Raw genomic sequence first — 16557 nt, forward strand, 5'->3', positions numbered from 1 at the left:
GCCCTAGGCGATGTGGTCCTCCTGGAGTTCCGCCGTGTGGCGGTTGGTGAAGCGGTTGACCAGCCGGTCGGCCTCGCGCTGCGGGAGCGTGGTGCCGAACGTGTCCTCCACGTTGCCCCGGAACTGGCCCGACGTCGGATAGCTGCCGTCTATCGACTTCTTGAAGACCAGGTAGTAGTCCTCCTCGGTCGGCTCCGTGCCGCCGCCCGCACCCAGCTCGCGGGTACGCCCGGGGCCGGCCGGGATCGGGAAGGTACCGGTGTCCTCCGGAGACGGCTCGGGGGCCGGGGGCTCCGGCTCCTGCTCCGCGTACTGCTGCTGCGGGAAGGCTTCCTGCTGCTGGGCGAACGCCTCCTGCCGCTGCGGGACCGCCTCCTGCTCGAACCGGCGCCGGTCCTGGAACCGCCGCTCGTCCTGGAGCCGTTGCTGCTCCTCGAACTCCTCGGCCTGCTGCTGCTCCGCGTACCACTGGGTGTACGCGGCCTCCGGGTCGTACGTCGGGTCGTAGCCGCCCTGGTACGCGACGGACTGGGGGTCCCGGGCCTGGAGCCACGGGTTCTGCGGCTCGGCCCGGTCCGGCTGCTCAGGGGGCTCGGCGAACTCGTCGCCCTCGGGAGCGGGGCGCCGCGCCCGGTCGGGAGCCGTGTCGTCCCGTACGGGGGCCGCCGCCGCGGGGGTGCGGGCGCCCGCGGACGCCTCGGCCGGTTCCAGTGCGGGCTGCGGCGCCGGAGGCAGCAGCGCGGGCTCGATGCCCGCCGCCGCGAGGCCGGAGGGCGCGGTCTCGGCGAGGGGGACGCCGTAGCGGGCGAGCCGCAGGGGCATCAGGGACTCCACCGGGGCCTTGCGGCGCCAGGCACGGCCGAAGCGGGAGCGCAGCCGCGCCTGGTAGACGAGTCGTTCCTGCTCCAGCTTGATGACCTGTTCGTAGGAGCGCAGCTCCCACAGCTTCATCCTGCGCCACAGGAGGAACGTGGGCAGCGGGGAGAGCAGCCAGCGGGTGAGGCGTACGCCCTCCATGTGCTTGTCGGCGGTGATGTCCGCGATCCGGCCGATCGCGTGCCGGGCCGCCTCCACGGAGACCACGAACAGGATCGGGATGACCGCGTGCATGCCCACGCCGAGCGGGTCCGGCCAGGCGGCGGCGCCGTTGAAGGCGATCGTCGCGGCCGTCAGCAGCCATGCCGTCTGCCGCAGCAGCGGGAACGGGATCCTGATCCAGGTGAGGAGCAGGTCGAGCGAGAGCAGGACGCATATGCCCGCGTCGATGCCGATCGGGAACACGTAGCTGAAGTTCCCGAAGCCCTTCTCCAGGGCGAGTTCGCGGACCGCCGCGTAGGAACCGGCGAAGCCGATCGCTGCGATGACGACCGCCCCGAAGACGACCACTCCGATGAGGATCTTGTGCGTCTTGGTGAGCTGCATAGGCGCGGCCACCCGTACTCCCCTCCCCTTACGACCTGTTGCGCGCAACAGAGTGGCACATGTGTACGGGGTGCGGATGCCCGGTACGGGTGGAGCCCGGCCTCCGTGGGGGCCGGGCTCCACCAAATGTCCTGGTAGGGCTGCGAGTGGGAGGGCGGTCGAACTGGACGACGCGGTTCCCGGCTCGGCCCCGTGTCAGTCCTTCTTGGTGGCGGACCTGGTGGGGCTCGCGTTGTCGTCGGAGTCGCCGCCGAGGTCCGAACCCTTGCCGGAACTCTCGCTCGCGGACTTGTCCGGGGACGCGCTCGCGTCGGCGCCGGATGTGGCCCCGCTGTTGCCGCCGTTCGCGGTCACGACCGCCTGGACGGCCTCCTTCGCGGCCTTCTCCGCCGACTTCGTCAGATCGGCCGCCTTCGGGGAGTCGTTGCCCGCGAGACCCGCGCCGTTGTAGTCGACCGTCACGACGACGTTCTCCACGCGCGTGACGAGCGTCTGCTGCCGGAAGGTGCCTTCCTTCTTCTTCAGGTCGTACGTCACCAGCGTCGCCTCGTTGCCCGTGCCGGACACCGGCTGCGACTTGGTGTTCTTCGCGTCCTCCACCGCACGCGCGTCCTCGGCGTGCTTCGTGTAGTACTCCGAGGCCAGCTTCTCGCCCGTGCCCCGGCTCTGGTCCGACTCGAAACGCAGCAGCGACACGTTCAGCCAGCGGAACTGCGAGCCGTCCACACCCTTGTTGTCCAGGCTGTCCCAGGAGCAGTTGCCGCGCGTGCCGATGTCCTCGGACTTGCCCTCCTTGCCGGACTTGGTGCCCTCCGGTACGAGCTCCTTCAGCGTCTTCGACGAGAACACCTTGCACGGCTCGGGAAGCTTCGCGTACGTCGCCTCCTTCACCACCGCGGCCGCCTCCGTGGGGGAGGACGACGCCGAGGAGCCGGACTCCTTCTTCGCGTCGTCGCCGGAGCCGTCGCCGGAGTCCGAGGAGCAGCCGGAGGCGACGAGCATCAGCGGGACGGCGGACGCCCCGACCAGGATGCGGGTGAGTCGCTGACGGGGTCGCTGTACGGATCGGTGCATGGTTCCTTCACTCAAGACGCTCGGGTGTACGTGCGGACGGCCGCGTTCTCCGCCTGACCGCACTCGGTCGGGTCCGAGGGGCCACGGTAGCCCGAACGGGACATGTGCGGCTCAGGTTCCGCCGAGGCCGAAACCCCCGCCGACCGTCCCTAATCGCTGAACGACTCGGCGAGCTGGCCCGCCAGTTTCCGCGCCCTGTCCTGCATGTCCTCGCTGCTCGGGACGTCCGTCGTGGTCGCCGGCTGCTCGTCGTACTGGATCGTCACGACCACGTTGGACGTGCGGAACACCACAGTCACCGTGCGCTGCTTGGAGTCGTTCAGCGCGTCGTCGAGGAACGCCGTGTTGCCCAGACCGTCGAGCGTGCGGGGCTGGAGGGCGCTCGGCGTGGAGCCCGGGACGCCACTGGCGGAGGGGTCCGTGGAGGAGTTCGCGTTCGCGGAGGAGTTGCTGTCGCCGTCACCGCCGGCGTCGTCCGACGCACCGGACGTGCCGGACTTTCCGGCGCCCGGGGTCGACCCGGATCCGGACTCGGGCGACTCGGACGCGTCGGGGGCCCCGGTCGTGGCGGAGGGCGACGCGGCCGGTGCCGGAAGGTCCGCCGCGACCTCCTTCTTCCCGTAGATCTCCTCCGCGCGGTCGTCGTCGCTCACCGCGTTGTCGTACGAGACCACCCGCTCGAAATCCACCAGCAGGTGGTCCGTCGCGGTCGCCGACTCCGCCTTCCAGCGGCAGCCGACCTTCCGGTCCGTGTCGTACGTGACCGTCGCCGTGCCCTCGTAGGCCTTCTCGCGCTGCTCCTCGTCCGTGAGCTGCTTGATGCCCGGCAGCAGCGAGTCCAGGGTGCTGTGCGACACCGCGCCGCAGGGCTCGGGGAGGGTGCGGTACTTGCCGGGCTGTGCCGCGGCGGCCGTCGACGTCGTGCCGCCCGGCTTCGGGTCGTCCTGGCCGCCGCCGTCCGGCGATCCGCCGGTGCAGCCGGCCAGCAACGCCGCGAGGAGCGCGGCGACGCCGGGTACGTACGCCTTCCGCTGCACGGTGGGGCTCCTCTCGACGGGTCGATCGACTGTGCTCACGACCAGGGTGTCCTGTGGTTATTCGGTTGCCGCACGGGGGTGGGCCCTGGAGACAATGTGTATCGCACGCACTGCCGTGGACGCCGGTCCGTTGTCCCAAACGTTGGCCTTGGCGCCGGTTTTGCGATTTAAGACTTCTGTTGGTTTTACGGGGGAATGAGGACGATATGTCGTACGTGGAGATGCCGGGGGCGAAGGTTCCGATCCGTATGTGGGCGGACCCGGCGTCGGTGGAGGAAGGGGCGATGCAGCAGCTCCGCAACGTCTCCACGCTCCCCTGGATCAAGGGCCTGGCCGTGATGCCGGACGTGCACTACGGAAAGGGTGCGACGGTCGGATCGGTCATCGCGATGCGGGGTGCGGTGTGTCCGGCGGCGGTCGGGGTGGACATCGGCTGCGGCATGTCCGCGGTCAGGACGTCCCTGACGGCCAACGACCTGCCGGGCGACCTGTCCCACCTGCGGTCGAAGGTGGAGCAGGCGATTCCGGTCGGGCGTGGCATGCATGACAGCCCGGTCGATCCCGGTGGCTTCCACGGTCTCGCCACCCGCGGGTGGGACGACTTCTGGGGGCGTTTCGACGGGGTCGCGGAGGCGGTGAAGTTCCGTCAGGGGCGGGCCACGAAGCAGATGGGCACCCTGGGTGGCGGAAACCACTTCTGGGAGTTCTGCCTCGACTCGGACGACGCGGTCTGGATCATGCTGCATTCCGGTTCCCGGAACATCGGCAAGGAACTCGCGGAGCATCACATCGGTATCGCGCAGAAGCTCTCGCACAATCAGGGGCTGATCGACCGCGACCTCGCCGTATTCATCGCGGACACACCGCAGATGGCGGCGTACCGGCACGATCTCTTCTGGGCGCAGGAGTACGCGAAGCACAATCGCGCGATCATGATGGCGATCTCCAAGGACGTCGTCCGCCGGGAGTTCAAGAAGGCGAAGGTGACCTTCGAGCCGGAGATCTCGTGCCATCACAACTACGTGAGCGAGGAGCGGTACGAGGGCATGGACCTGCTGGTCACCCGCAAGGGCGCGATCCGCGCGGGCTCCGGCGAGTACGGCATCATCCCGGGCTCGATGGGCGCCGGTTCGTACATCGTGAAGGGTCTCGGCAACGAGAAGGCGTTCAACTCCGCCTCGCACGGCGCGGGCCGGCGCATGAGCCGTAACGCTGCCAAGCGCCGTTTCACGACCAAGGACCTGGAGGAGCAGACACGGGGCGTGGAGTGCCGTAAGGACTCCGGTGTCGTGGACGAGATCCCGGCCGCGTACAAGCCGATCGAGCAGGTCATCGACCAGCAGCGGGATCTGGTCGAGGTGGTGGCGAAGCTGAAGCAGGTCGTGTGCGTGAAGGGGTGACGAAGCCGTGCCGCGTGGATTCACGCGGCACGAAATCCCCGCCGGATCCATGCCGTATGAATTCATGCGGCATGGATTTCGTGCTGTCTCGCGGCCGGTCGTCGTATTTCGTCATCACTTCGCGTGCATGACCGCGTAGATCATGACGAACGCCACGATGTGGATGCCGAAGAGGAAGTACGCCAGGTACCACCAGACGTAGCGTTCGTCCTTCTTCTCCTGGGCCAGGCGGCGTTGCTCCCGGTCCCGGGCGGGCTCGGGGGCGGGGTCGGCGTCCGGCACTACAGCTCCCTGTGGACCTTCGTGTTGGAGGCCTGGGCCCGGGGGCGTACGACCAGCAGGTCGATGTTGACGTGCGAGGGACGCGTGACCGTCCAGGCGATCGTCTCGGCGACGTCCTCGGCGGTGAGGGGCTCGGCCACCCCGGCGTAGACCTTCGCCGCCTTCTCGGTGTCGCCGCCGAAACGGGTCAGGGCGAACTCGTCGGTCCGCACCATGCCCGGCGCGATCTCGACGACCCGGACCGGCGTCCCGACGATCTCCAGACGGAGGGTCTCGGCGAGGACGTGCTCGGCGTGCTTGGCGGCCACATAACCTCCGCCGCCCTCGTAGGTGCCGTGGCCCGCGGTCGAGGAGACGACGACCACCGTGCCGTCGCCGGACGCGGTCAGCGCCGGGAGGAGGGCCTGGGTGACGTTCAGCGTGCCGATGACGTTCGTCTCGTACATCTGGCGCCACTCCGCGGGGTCGCCGGACGCGACCGGGTCCGCGCCGAGCGCGCCGCCCGCGTTGTTGATCAGGACGCCGATCTTCTTGAAGGCCGTCGCGAACTCGTCGACCGCCGCACGGTCGGTGACGTCCAGCGCGTACGCCACCGCCTCGCCGCCCGCCGCGCCGATCTCCTCCGCGAGCGCCTCGATACGGTCCTTGCGGCGGGCCGTGAGGACCACCCGGTAGCCCGCGGACGCCAGCTGCCGGGCCGTCGCGGCACCGATTCCACTGCTCGCGCCGGTCACGACGGCGATACGGGACGCGGCGGCGGGCGCGGTGGGTGCGGCGGATGCGGCGGCGGTCATGGGTGCTCCTCGGCGGAGGGGTGCGGGCGGGGCGAACTGCCGCCGCCGCTCGCTCGTACGGTCGAATGCTCTCCCGGCCAGGATAGGCGGGCCCGGCGGGCGGACGGGCGTCTCACCTGATGGGCGGCGCCTGGGGGGCGGCCGGGGTGGCATACATGCGTTGACCCGGGTACGGGATCCGGCGGGCCGACGTGGAGGACATGGGACATGCGGAATTTTTCTGCGCGGGATCTTTCTGTGCGGGATCTCTGTGCGCGGGGGGTGGTGGTCGCCGTGGCGGCGGCTGCTGTCGTGGGGGCGGCGGGGGTTTCGGGGGCGGCGGGGGCCGTGGGGGGTGAGCGGTTCGGTGGTGTGCCCGAGGCCGATCTCGCATTCCACGGGCGGTTGTGGATGGACGACGGGCGGGTCGAGCTGCGGATGACCCCGCAGAACCATGGGCCCTTCGGGGTCGACGACGCGACCGTACGGCTGCGGTGGTCGGCGCCGCTCGCGGACGAACAGCGGCTGCCCGCCGGCTGCGCGCGGTCCGGGGCGCGGACCGTGCTGTGCCGGACGGGGGCGTTGCCGGCGGACGGGTGGGGGCGGACGGTCACCTTGGCGGTGCGGCTTCGGGGGGAGCCTTCGGAAGTGACGTTGGGGATCGATGCGGTGTGGGGTGGTGGGGCGGTGGATCGGAATCATCGGAATGACCGGCAGGAGGTTCTGGTGCTGGACACGGGGGACAGTTACGTCTTCTAGGCCGGGTGGTCCTGTTCCACCTGCTCAAGGATTGCGCCGTTCCCCGCGCCCCTGAGGGGGTGGGGCCGGGGGATTGAGTTCGGCTGCGGGGCGGTGGGGGCCGTTCGCGCCGTTCCTCGCGCCCCTGAGGGGGTGGGGCGGGGGGTTGAGTTCGGCTGCGGGTCGGTGGGGGTTGGCCGCGCCGTTCCTCGCGCCCCTAGGGGGGTGGGGGTGGGGGTGTGAGTTTGGCTGCGGGGGTGTGGGGGCTCGGCCCCGTCAGGGGCGCGGGGAACTGCGCAGTCTGCCTCTGCCGGCCCGAGGCGGAGGGTGCGGGAATAGACCCGGTAGGGGCATCGTTTGGGGGTATAGTTGAATCGTCAACAACCTGGAGGATGAGGTAGCCATGCAGTTCGGGATCTTCACCGTCGGCGATGTCACGCCGGACCCCACCACGGGCCGGACCCCGACCGAGCATGAGCGGATCAAGGCCATGGTCGCCATCGCGCAGAAGGCCGAGGAAGTAGGGCTCGACGTCTTCGCGACCGGTGAGCACCACAACCCGCCGTTCGTGCCGTCGTCGCCGACCACCATGCTCGGCTGGGTCGCCGCCCGCACCGAGAACCTCATCCTCTCCACCTCCACCACCCTCATCACCACCAACGACCCGGTGAAGATCGCCGAGGACTTCGCGATGCTCCAGCACCTCGCGGACGGACGCGTGGACCTGATGATGGGGCGCGGCAACACCGGCCCGGTCTACCCCTGGTTCGGCAAGGACATCCGCCAGGGCATCAACCTCGCCGTCGAGAACTACGCCCTGCTGTACCGGCTGTGGCGCGAGGAGACGGTGACCTGGGAGGGCAAGTTCCGTACGCCGCTGCAGTCGTTCACCTCGACGCCGCGGCCGTTGGACGGCGTGCCGCCGTTCGTCTGGCACGGCTCGATCCGCTCGCCGGAGATCGCCGAGCAGGCCGCGTACTACGGCGACGGGTTCTTCCACAACAACATCTTCTGGCCGGCCGACCACACCAAGCAGATGGTCGAGCTGTACCGGTCGAGGTACGCGCACTACGGGCACGGCACGCCCGAGCAGGCGATCGTCGGGCTCGGCGGACAGATCTTCATGCGGCGCAACTCGCAGGACGCGGTACGGGAGTTCCGGCCGTACTTCGACAACGCGCCGGTGTACGGGCACGGGCCGTCGCTGGAGGAGTTCACCGAGCAGACGCCGCTCACCGTCGGCTCGCCCGAACAGGTCATCGAGAAGACGCTGGCCTTCCGGGACTACGCCGGTGACTACCAGCGGCAGTTGTTCCTCGTCGACCACGCGGGGCTGCCGCTGAAGACCGTCCTGGAACAGATCGACATGCTGGGCGAGGAGGTCGTGCCGGTGCTGCGCGAGGAGTTCGCGAAGGGTCGGGCGGCGGGGGTGCCGGAAGCGCCCACGCACGCGGCGCGGGTCGCTGCGGCTGCGGCTGCCGCCGAGGCGGGCCAGGAGGTGACCGCGTCATGAAGCTGGTCGTCGTCTCGGCGGGACTGAGCGTTCCGTCGTCCACGCGGTTGCTGGGGGACCGCCTTGCCGCGGCGGCCTCCGCCGGGGGCGGGGTCGAGGTCCAGGTGGTCGAGCTGCGCGATCTCGCGGTCGAGATCGCGCACAACCTGACCACCGGGTTTCCGGGGCCGGCGCTCGACGCGGCGTTGTCCGCGGTGGCGGGTGCGGACGGGCTGATCGTGGTGACGCCGGTCTTCTCCGCCTCGTACAGCGGGCTGTTCAAGTCGTTCTTCGACGTGCTGGACCGTGACGCGCTGGCCGGGAAGCCCGTGCTCGTCGCGGCGACCGGGGGGTCGGCTCGGCACTCGCTGGTGCTGGAACACGCGATGCGGCCGCTGTTCGCGTACCTGCGGGCGGTGGTCGTCCCTACCGGGGTCTACGCCGCGTCGGAGGACTGGGGGGCGGAAGGGCTGGCCGAGCGGATCGGGCGGGCTGCGGGGGAGTTGGCTGCGCTGATGGGCGGCGCGGCTGCTGGGGCTGGGCGGGGGGAGGGGGTTGCTGTGCGGGTCGGTGAGTTCGAGGTGGTTCCGTTCGCGGAGCAACTCGCTGCGCTGCGGGCTCCGTAGGGTGCGGGTCCTCCGGTGGGGGCCGCCGCGCCCCTGTGTCTCGGCTGCGGGCCGGTGGGGCCGTTTGCGCAGTTCCCCGCGCCCCTAGGGGGTGGGCCTGGCCCTCGGACGGTTTGGTGCGGGTCCGGTGGGGGCTTGTCGCGCAGTTCCTCGCGCCCCTGAGGGGGTGGGGCCTGGGGCCGAAGGGCTGGGTGCGGGCCGGTGGGGGTTGGCCGCGCAGTTCCCCGCGCCCCTGAGGGGGCGGGCCTGTGGCGAACCCGCAGCCGAAACCCCCACCCGCACCCACCCGCAGCCAAACTCACACCCCAACCCCCCACTCCCCTAGGGGCGCGGGGAACGGCGCGACCGGCCCCCACCGGCCCGCAGCCGGAACTCACACCCCCGCCCCCAACCCCTTAGGGGCGCGGGGAACGGCGCGACCGGCCCCCACCGGCCCGCAGGCGGAACTCAGAGCTTCGCCCCCATCCCCCACCGGGCCCGCACCCGGGATCGAGCGGCCCGGGGCCCAGGGCTCAGGGCCCCGTCGTTCTGGGGTCGGGGACCCGGGGGCCCGGTAGTGGGCGGCGGAGTTTGCGGGAGTGGCGGCGGGTCCAGGACGCCGCTCGGGCGCGGGCTCGGGTCCATGCCCGGCGGCCCCGCGTCGAGGAAAGCGACGCGAACAGGTCCTCGTAGCGCCCCACGATCGGCTCCGCGTCGTACCGGCGCGAACTCGCCAGCGCCGCCTCGCCCATCGCGAGCCGCAGCGGCTCGTCCCGGATCAGGTCGAGCATCGCCTCGGCCAGCGCGCGCGAGTCGCCCATGGGCACGAGCCGCCCGTCGACCCCCTCGGTGATGATCTCCGCCGGCCCCAGCGGGCAGTCCGTGCTGATCACCGGTAGCCCGCAGCGCATCGCCTCGACCAGTGTCATCCCGAACGACTCCGCGTCGGAGGCCGAGACGACCATCGCCGCCTTCGCGAACTCCGCCTCGATGGGCGTGCGCGGCCCCATGAGGCGTACGTGCCCCGCGAGTCCGAGGCCGTCGACGAGGTCCTGGAGGTGGTCGCGCTGCGCGCCGCCGCCGTAGATCCGCAGCCGCCAGTCCGGCTCCTTGGAGGCGACCGCGGAGAAGGCCTCTATCAGCAGGTCGAAGCGTTTCCCGGCGACCAGCCGGCCCGCCGCGGCCACCACCTTCGTCGTCCCGTCGCGGGTGATGCCCTCGGGCGCCGGCACGATGTTCGGCACGGCCGCGACCCGCACGCCCGGCAGGGTCATCCGCTGCCGGTACACCTCCGCGTCCGCCTCGGTGGTCGTGACCACCGCGTCCAGCCGGCGGTAGTGCCGCGCCAGCACGGTCCGCAGCCGCTTGGTGTGCTGGTCGTGCCGCAGGTGTTCCTGGGCGATGCGCAGGGCCCGGCGCGGCGCGAAGAGGGTGACGTAGACGTTGATGCCGGGGCGGGTGCCGATGATCACGTCGGCATCGCTGTCGGTCAGGTACGCGGCGGCCCGCTGGTCGGTGAGCCGCGTGTACTGCTCGTACCGTTTGTCGGAGTTCGGGAAGTCCGTCGCCGGGAGCGCGTACGCGGGGTCGGTGAGGTCCGCGCTGTCGTCCCGTTCGTCGACCAGCGGTACGACCGTGATCCGCGGGTCGATGGTGAAGCGCGGCTCGGTCCGGTGCCGTCGCATCGACACGATCTCCACGTCATGGCGGTCGGCGAGCGCCGCCGCGAGGTTGAGCGTCGTCCGCACGGTCCCCCCGATGGCGTACGCGTTGTGCAGCAGGAACACGATCTTCCTGCGGCTCGTACGGCTGCGTCCCCTACGGTTCATTCGCTTCGCGGCCTCCTCGCCTGCCGTACGCTCCGTGCGTTCCGTACGCTCCGTGCGTCCAGTGCGCTTCATCGGTGCGTGGCCCTCCCCGTCGCGGCGCTCGCCCCCGGCACAGGGGACACAGTGGCTGGGCGAGGTAAGCCACCGGTCCCGGCGGGGTGAGAGCCGGGTAAGAGGCCCGGCCGTAACCCCCCTTCATCAGGTAGTACGTACAGAAGTGCTTGGCAGACTGGTCCCGTGCCCCACAATCTGCTGCTCGCCGAGGACGACCGCGCGATCCGCCACGCCCTGGAACGGGCCCTGAGCCTGGAGGGATACGAGGTCACCGCCGTCGCCGACGGTGTCCAGGCGCTCGCGCAGGCCCACCGCACCCCTCCTGACGTGCTCGTTCTCGATGTGATGATGCCCGGCATCGACGGCCTCCAGGTCTGTCGCGTCCTGCGCGCCGAAGGCAACCGCACCCCCATCCTGATGCTCACCGCGCTCGTCGAGACCGCGGACCGCATCGCGGGCCTGGATGCCGGCGCCGACGACTACGTGGTCAAGCCCTTCGACGTCGAGGAGGTCTTCGCCCGGCTCCGGGCCCTGCTCCGGCGCACGGGCGCCCCCGACGACGTACCCAGCGAACAGCAGCGCGCGCCCGACGGCCAGATCGCCGCCGCGGGGCTGCGCCTCGATCCGCAGGCCCGGAGGGTCTGGCGGGGCCCGCGGGAGATCGAGCTGACGCGCACCGAGTTCGACCTGCTGGAACTGCTCGTCCGCAACGCGGGCATCGTCCTGGACCACACCACCATCTACGACCGCATCTGGGGATACGACTTCGGGCCAGGTTCCAAGAACCTCGCCGTGTACGTCGGCTATCTGCGGCGCAAGCTCGACGGGCCGGGAGCGGCAGGCGCGCCCGGTTCGGCCGCCGTGCCGTCGGTGATCCACACCGTGCGGGGCGTGGGGTACGTGCTGAGGGAGGACTGAGTGCGGCCCACGGGCGTGCGGACCGGCCGGCCCGGCCGGTTCGGGCGGTGGGTGGCGCGGGCCCGGCTGTCGTCGCTGCGGACCACCTTCACGGTGTCGTTCGCGGCCGTCGCGGCGGCCGTCACCGTCCTCGTCGGGTTCCTGTCGTACGACGCCGCCGCCCGGCTCGTGCGCGTGGACCAGCAGACCGTGTTCGAGGGCGTCGTACAGGATCTGCTCGACGAGGTGCGCCGCAATCCGCTGGGGCCCGCGGACTTCGCCACCGCCGGCGCGGGCGGCGGCCCGCGCGGCGAACTCGTCCGGCCCAGCGGCACGGTCGTCCAGGTCCTGAGGCCGGACGGATCCGTCGTCTACCGGGGCCGCACGCCGCTGCCCGTGGACGCCGCCGACCGTCCGATCGCCGCCGCGCAGGCCGCCGGGCGGCTGGTGGAGCACCGGGACGTCGAGGTCGGCGACGACGTCTACCGCGTCGCGACCGTCTCGCTCGGCGGCGGGCGGGGCGCGGTGCAGGTGGCGCAGGAGTTCAGCGGTACGGAGGATCTGCTGCGCGACCTCCAGCAGCGGACCGTGCTGCTCGTGGGCGCCGTGGTGATCGCCGCGGGGCTCTTCGGCTGGTGGCTGGCCCGGCGCATCACCTCGCGGCTGGTGCGGCTCGCCGGGGCCGCCGAGGACGTGGCCCGTACCGGGCGGCTCGGCATCCAGGTGCCGGTCGCCGGGTACGACGAGGTGGCCCGGCTCGGCCGGTCCTTCGACCGCATGCTGGGCCGTCTCGCCCAGTCCGAGGACGACCAGCGGCGCCTCGTCCAGGACGCGGGACATGAACTGCGTACGCCCCTGACCTCGCTGCGCACGAACATCTCGATCCTGCGCCGGATCGACGAACTGCCGCCCGCCGCCCGTGAGGAACTGGTCGACGACCTCGCGCAGGAGTCACGTGAGCTGACCGACCTGGTCAACGAGCTGGTCGCGCTGGCGGCCGGCCAGTCCGACACCGAGCCGCCGCGGCAGGTGGCGCTCGGCGACCTCGCGGACGACGTGGCGGTGGCGGCGCGCCGGCGCACGGGGCGGGCGGTGACCGTACGGGTCTCGGGGGACACGGTGGTCGACGGGCGGCCCGCGGCGCTGCAGCGGGCGATGTCCAACCTGGTGGACAACGCGGCGAAGTTCGACCGGGGCGGGAGCGGGCCGATCGAGCTCGCCGTGACGCGCGTCGACCGTGACACCGTCCGGGTCGAGGTCCTGGACCGGGGGCCCGGTATCGCCCAGGAGGATCTCGACCGGGTCTTCGACCGCTTCTACCGCGCGCCGGACGCGCGGAGCCTGCCCGGCTCCGGGCTCGGCCTCTCGATCGTCCGCGAGGTCGCGGCCGCGCACGGCGGAGAACCGTTCGCCGGCCGCCGGGAGGGCGGCGGCTCGGTGACGGGCTTCACCGTCGCGGGCCGGGCGGGGTAGAGGGGGCCGACCTGTTTCATGGCCGTCGGTCGGCAGGGCGGTGGCCGCCGAGAGCGGTGGCCGCTGTACCGCCGAGGGCGGTGGCCGCTGTCACCAGCCCTCCCGCAGGTCGTCGTCCTCGCCCTCCTCCAGGAGCGTCGCCGCCTCGCCCACGACTCTCGGGTCCGGTTCCCCGACCACCTCGTGGTCCTTGTCCGTGTAGTCGAAGCGGGCCAGCACACTGCGCATGGCCTCGACGCGGGCCCGCTTCTTGTCGTTGCTCTTCACCACGGTCCACGGGGCCTGCTCGGTGTCCGTCTCGCGGAACATGGAGACCTTCGCGGCGGTGTAGTCGTCCCACAGGTCCAGCGAGGCGAGATCCATCGGGCTGAGCTTCCACTGCCGTACGGGATCGACCTGGCGGATCGTGAAACGTGTGCGCTGCTCGCCCTGCGACACCGAGAACCAGAACTTCACCAGGTCCACGCCGTCGTCGACGAGCATCCGCTCGAACCCGGGCGCCTGACGCATGAACCGGCGGTACTCGTCGTCCGAGCAGAACCCCATGACCCGCTCGACGCCCGCGCGGTTGTACCAGGAGCGGTCGAAGAGCACGATCTCCCCGGCGGTCGGCAGGTGCTCCACATAGCGCTGGAAGTACCACTGCCCGCGCTCGCGCTCGGTCGGCTTCTCCAGGGCCACCACCCGGGCGCCGCGCGGGTTCAGGTGCTCGGTGAAGCGTTTGATCGTGCCGCCCTTGCCGGCCGCGTCCCGCCCCTCGAAGACGACGACGAGCCGGCGCCCCGTCTCCTTGATCCAGCCCTGCAGCTTCAGCAGCTCGATCTGCTGCAGCCGCTTGTGCAGGTCGTACTCCGCGCGCTCCATGCGCTGCGCGTACGGGTAGTTCTCGCGCCAGGTGTCCACCGAGGTGCCGTCGGGGCGGATCAGCACCGGGTCGTCGTGGTCGCTGTAGTCGACGCTCATGCCACTCAGCAGTTCGGTCATGTCTCTCCTCAGGAGGGCCGGTAAGGAGTGGGCATGTGTGCGATGGAAGCAAGCGGAGGCGTACGGACGGCGAAGTCCAGGTAAACGACCCGCGAGATTGTGGCAAGGGCACTGGAGGAGGGGCGGGCGGTCCGAGGAGGCCGTCCGCACCGCGGGGGTGTCGCTGGGTACACCCCCCGATACGGGTTCTGCGCCCAATGTGCCCGCGCCCCCTTGTCCGTAGCGTCTTTCGCGGGGCACAGGAAGTGTCCGGCAGCGGGGGCACCGGCGGTGCCCGACACGGGGCGCGGACCGTGCCCGACGGAGGCTGATGACGATGTTTCGCCGAACGGGCACCGACCGACGCACGCACAGTACGGGCGACCACGGCACGGGCGCCGCCGACATGGCCCTGCGGCTGGTCAAGGTCAGCAAGACGTACGGGAGCGACGACAGCGCCGTGACCGCGCTGGACGAGGTGACGCTCAGCCTGGCGAGCGGCACCTTCACCGCCGTGATGGGGCCCTCGGGCTCCGGCAAGTCCACGCTGCTGCAGTGCGCGGCGGGCCTCGACCGGCCCGACAGCGGCATCGTGATGGTCGACGGCGCGGAGATGACCGGCGGCACCGAGGCGGAGCTGACGAAGTTCCGCCGCAACCGGATCGGCTTCGTCTTCCAGCAGTACAACCTGCTCGACACGCTCACCGTGGCGCAGAACACGATCCTGCCGCTGAAGCTCGCCCGGCGCAGGGTGAACCGGGACCGGGTGCGGGAGACCCTGACCGCCGTCGGCCTCGGCGACCGCCTCGGCCACCGGCCCGACCAGCTCTCCGGCGGCCAGCGCCAGCGCGTCGCCATCGCCCGCGCCCTGGTGACCGAACCGAGCGTGATCTTCGCGGACGAGCCGACCGGCGCCCTCGACACCCGCAGCGCGCGGGACGTCCTGCGGCTCCTCCAGGACGCCGTACGCCGCCACGGCCGTACGGTCGTCATGGTGACCCACGACCCGGTCGCGGCCTCGTACGCCGACTCGGTGCTGTTCCTCGCGGACGGCCGGCTCGCGGGCGAGATGCGCCGGCCGACCGTGGACGCGGTGGCCGAGCGCCTCGCGCACCTCGGCGACGACGTGATGGCGGGGGCGTGAGCGCGATGTTCACCATGTTCACCCTTGCCATGCGCTCCGTACGGCAGCGCCCCGGGCGCTTCGCCGCCACCCTGCTGTCCGCCTTCCTGGGCGCGGCGATCATCATGACCTTCAACTCGATGCACGACACGGCCGGGGCGCCGGGCGTCGACCCCGTCAGCGCGGACACCCTGTCCAGCGCGGCGGGCGTCGTCGGCGGCTACGGCACCCTCCTGGTGTTCTTCGCCGTCGCCTCCACCCTCACGGTGAACGTGCGCCAGCGCTCCGCCGAGATCGACCTGCTGCGCTGCTCGGGGGCCACGCCCGCGCAGCTCAAGCGGATGGTCGTCGGGGAGGCGGTGGCCGTCGCCCTGGTGGGCGCGCTGCTCGCCATCGGCCCCGCGATGCTCGGCGGACGCGTCCTGCTGGACGTCTTCAAGGACACCGGGCAGGTCGCCGAGTCCGTCGACTACACCTTCGGACCCATCGCCCAGTACTCGGGCCCCGGCATCACGGTTATCGCGGCGGCGGGGGCGGCGTTCCTCGCGGTGCGCCGGGCGACCGGCGACCGGCGCCCGTCCCGGGGCAGGGGGCGCGCGTTCCTCGTCGGCGGGTCCCTGATCCTCGGCGGCCTGTCGATCGGCAGCACCTTCGCCCTGTCGTCGACGGACGCCGCGCTGATGGCACCGCCCGCGTACGGCGCGATCCTGCTCTCGGTCGGCCTCGCGCTCCTGTCGCCGGGGCTGCTGCGGGTGCTGCTCCGCCGGCTGCCGCTGACGGGACCGAGCGGCTATCCCGCCGTACACGGCCTGCGGGCGCGCGCGGCGCAACTGTCCGGTGTCATGGTGCCGTTGATCGTCTTCATCGGCATGGCCACGGCGACCCTCTACATGCAGGCTGCCGAGAACGACGCGATCGACGCGGCGGGTGTGCCCAAGTCCGTCGACGCGAAGAACCTCGAAACGCTCAACCTGACGGTCGTCGGCATCATCGTGGTCTTCTCCTGCATCATGCTGGTCAACTCCCTGTACGCGGCCACCACCTACCGGCGCAAGGAGTTCGGGCAGCAACGGCTCGCGGGGGCGACTCCGGGGCAGGTCCTCGGCATGGTGGGCATCGAGTCCCTGGTCCTCACGGTGATGGGCGTCGTCCTCGGTACGGGGGGCGCGCTCGCCGGGATCGTCGCGTTCACCACGGTCCGCACGGACTCGGTCCTGCCGGACCAGGGGCTGGGGATCTGGCTCGGGGTCATGGCGGTGGCCGTGACGGTGACGATGGGGACGAGCCTGGTCACGGCGTGGCGGGTGCTGCGGGTGCCGGCGATCGACGCGGTGGCGCTGGCCGCTTAGGGTGCGCCGAAAAGATTGCGCAGTTCCCCGCGCCCCCATTCAGGGG

At 71.4% G+C, this 16557-nt stretch carries 15 protein-coding genes; 8 read left to right on the forward strand and 7 right to left on the reverse strand.

Annotated elements, in window-relative coordinates:
- Nucleotides 1-3 precede the first annotated feature (3 nt).
- From ACFVH5_RS39895 to ACFVH5_RS39905, 3 genes are all read right to left on the reverse strand, one after another.
- A complete protein-coding gene (locus ACFVH5_RS39895; protein WP_385838588.1) occupies nucleotides 4-1422 on the reverse strand; it encodes a DUF2637 domain-containing protein in 1419 nt (472 codons plus the stop codon).
- Nucleotides 1423-1617: 195 nt separating this feature from the next.
- Complete coding sequence (locus tag ACFVH5_RS39900; protein ID WP_385838589.1) at nucleotides 1618-2496, reverse strand: DUF3558 family protein; 879 nt, start codon at nucleotides 2494-2496, stop codon at nucleotides 1618-1620.
- A gap of 149 nt (nucleotides 2497-2645) precedes the next feature.
- On the reverse strand, nucleotides 2646-3533 hold the full coding sequence (locus ACFVH5_RS39905) for a DUF3558 domain-containing protein (RefSeq protein WP_385838600.1): 888 nt from the start codon (nucleotides 3531-3533) through the stop codon (nucleotides 2646-2648).
- A 206-nt stretch (nucleotides 3534-3739) separates the two neighbouring features.
- Between ACFVH5_RS39905 and ACFVH5_RS39910 the strand changes: the two genes are divergently transcribed.
- On the forward strand, nucleotides 3740-4933 hold the full coding sequence (locus ACFVH5_RS39910) for an RtcB family protein (protein ID WP_385838590.1): 1194 nt from the start codon (nucleotides 3740-3742) through the stop codon (nucleotides 4931-4933).
- 114 nt (nucleotides 4934-5047) lie between these two features.
- On the opposite strand, the gene ACFVH5_RS39915 is transcribed toward ACFVH5_RS39910, so the two are convergent.
- Nucleotides 5048-5215 carry a hypothetical protein gene (locus ACFVH5_RS39915; RefSeq protein WP_385838591.1) on the reverse strand — a complete coding sequence of 56 codons (168 nt, stop codon included), beginning with the start codon at nucleotides 5213-5215 and terminating at the stop codon, nucleotides 5048-5050.
- Complete coding sequence (locus ACFVH5_RS39920; RefSeq protein ID WP_385838592.1) at nucleotides 5215-6009, reverse strand: SDR family NAD(P)-dependent oxidoreductase; 795 nt, start codon at nucleotides 6007-6009, stop codon at nucleotides 5215-5217. Before ACFVH5_RS39920 ends, ACFVH5_RS39915 begins: the two co-directional genes overlap by 1 nt.
- Before the next feature lie 237 nt (nucleotides 6010-6246).
- Here ACFVH5_RS39920 and ACFVH5_RS39925 point away from each other — a divergent pair, with 237 nt between their 5' ends.
- From ACFVH5_RS39925 to ACFVH5_RS39935, 3 genes are all read left to right on the forward strand, one after another.
- Nucleotides 6247-6747, forward strand: a complete 501-nt coding sequence (locus tag ACFVH5_RS39925; protein ID WP_385838593.1) for a hypothetical protein — start codon at nucleotides 6247-6249, stop codon at nucleotides 6745-6747.
- Nucleotides 6748-7129: 382 nt separating this feature from the next.
- Complete coding sequence (locus ACFVH5_RS39930) at nucleotides 7130-8239, forward strand: LLM class flavin-dependent oxidoreductase (protein ID WP_385838594.1); 1110 nt, start codon at nucleotides 7130-7132, stop codon at nucleotides 8237-8239.
- Nucleotides 8236-8844, forward strand: coding sequence for an FMN reductase (locus ACFVH5_RS39935; protein WP_385838595.1), 609 nt, complete (start codon nucleotides 8236-8238; stop codon nucleotides 8842-8844). Before ACFVH5_RS39930 ends, ACFVH5_RS39935 begins: the two co-directional genes overlap by 4 nt.
- 512 nt (nucleotides 8845-9356) lie before the next feature.
- Here the strand turns inward: ACFVH5_RS39935 and ACFVH5_RS39940 are convergent.
- Complete coding sequence (locus ACFVH5_RS39940; protein ID WP_385838596.1) at nucleotides 9357-10652, reverse strand: glycosyltransferase family 4 protein; 1296 nt, start codon at nucleotides 10650-10652, stop codon at nucleotides 9357-9359.
- Nucleotides 10653-10889: 237 nt separating this feature from the next.
- Here ACFVH5_RS39940 and ACFVH5_RS39945 point away from each other — a divergent pair, with 237 nt between their 5' ends.
- Together ACFVH5_RS39945 and ACFVH5_RS39950 are read left to right on the forward strand one after the other, a co-directional pair.
- Nucleotides 10890-11624, forward strand: coding sequence for a response regulator transcription factor (locus tag ACFVH5_RS39945; protein ID WP_385838597.1), 735 nt, complete (start codon nucleotides 10890-10892; stop codon nucleotides 11622-11624).
- Nucleotides 11625-13076, forward strand: coding sequence for an ATP-binding protein (locus ACFVH5_RS39950; RefSeq protein ID WP_385838598.1), 1452 nt, complete (start codon nucleotides 11625-11627; stop codon nucleotides 13074-13076). It abuts the gene before it with no gap.
- A gap of 90 nt (nucleotides 13077-13166) precedes the next feature.
- Here the strand turns inward: ACFVH5_RS39950 and ppk2 are convergent, their stop codons facing one another.
- A complete protein-coding gene (ppk2, locus tag ACFVH5_RS39955) occupies nucleotides 13167-14060 on the reverse strand; it encodes a polyphosphate kinase 2 (protein WP_385838599.1) in 894 nt (297 codons plus the stop codon).
- Between the two features lie 310 nt (nucleotides 14061-14370).
- On the opposite strand from ppk2, the gene ACFVH5_RS39960 reads away from it, so the two are divergent.
- Complete coding sequence (locus tag ACFVH5_RS39960; protein ID WP_384806181.1) at nucleotides 14371-15183, forward strand: ABC transporter ATP-binding protein; 813 nt, start codon at nucleotides 14371-14373, stop codon at nucleotides 15181-15183.
- A 14-nt stretch (nucleotides 15184-15197) separates the two neighbouring features.
- Nucleotides 15198-16511: an FtsX-like permease family protein gene (locus ACFVH5_RS39965; protein WP_385838601.1), complete on the forward strand. Its 1314-nt coding sequence runs from the start codon at nucleotides 15198-15200 to the stop codon at nucleotides 16509-16511.
- Nucleotides 16512-16557: the final 46 nt, after the last annotated feature.

Origin of the sequence: Streptomyces sp. NPDC127119 (assembly GCF_042677425.1) — a bacterium.
Taxonomy (GTDB): Bacteria; Actinomycetota; Actinomycetes; order Streptomycetales; family Streptomycetaceae; genus Streptomyces.

Bases quoted from the DNA above. Each gene is read 5' to 3' on its own strand.
- ACFVH5_RS39940 (WP_385838596.1), bottom strand. From the start codon at position 10,652: ATGAACCGTAGGGGACGCAGCCGTACGAGCCGCAGGAAGATCGTGTTC.
- ACFVH5_RS39930 (WP_385838594.1), top strand. From the start codon at position 7,130: ATGCAGTTCGGGATCTTCACCGTCGGCGATGTCACGCCGGACCCCACC.
- ACFVH5_RS39910 (WP_385838590.1), top strand. From the start codon at position 3,740: ATGTCGTACGTGGAGATGCCGGGGGCGAAGGTTCCGATCCGTATGTGG.
- ACFVH5_RS39920 (WP_385838592.1), bottom strand. From the start codon at position 6,009: ATGACCGCCGCCGCATCCGCCGCACCCACCGCGCCCGCCGCCGCGTCC.
- ACFVH5_RS39935 (WP_385838595.1), top strand. From the start codon at position 8,236: ATGAAGCTGGTCGTCGTCTCGGCGGGACTGAGCGTTCCGTCGTCCACG.
- ACFVH5_RS39965 (WP_385838601.1), top strand. From the start codon at position 15,198: ATGTTCACCCTTGCCATGCGCTCCGTACGGCAGCGCCCCGGGCGCTTC.
- ppk2 (WP_385838599.1), bottom strand. From the start codon at position 14,060: ATGACCGAACTGCTGAGTGGCATGAGCGTCGACTACAGCGACCACGAC.
- ACFVH5_RS39895 (WP_385838588.1), bottom strand. From the start codon at position 1,422: ATGCAGCTCACCAAGACGCACAAGATCCTCATCGGAGTGGTCGTCTTC.
- ACFVH5_RS39960 (WP_384806181.1), top strand. From the start codon at position 14,371: ATGACGATGTTTCGCCGAACGGGCACCGACCGACGCACGCACAGTACG.
- ACFVH5_RS39900 (WP_385838589.1), bottom strand. From the start codon at position 2,496: ATGCACCGATCCGTACAGCGACCCCGTCAGCGACTCACCCGCATCCTG.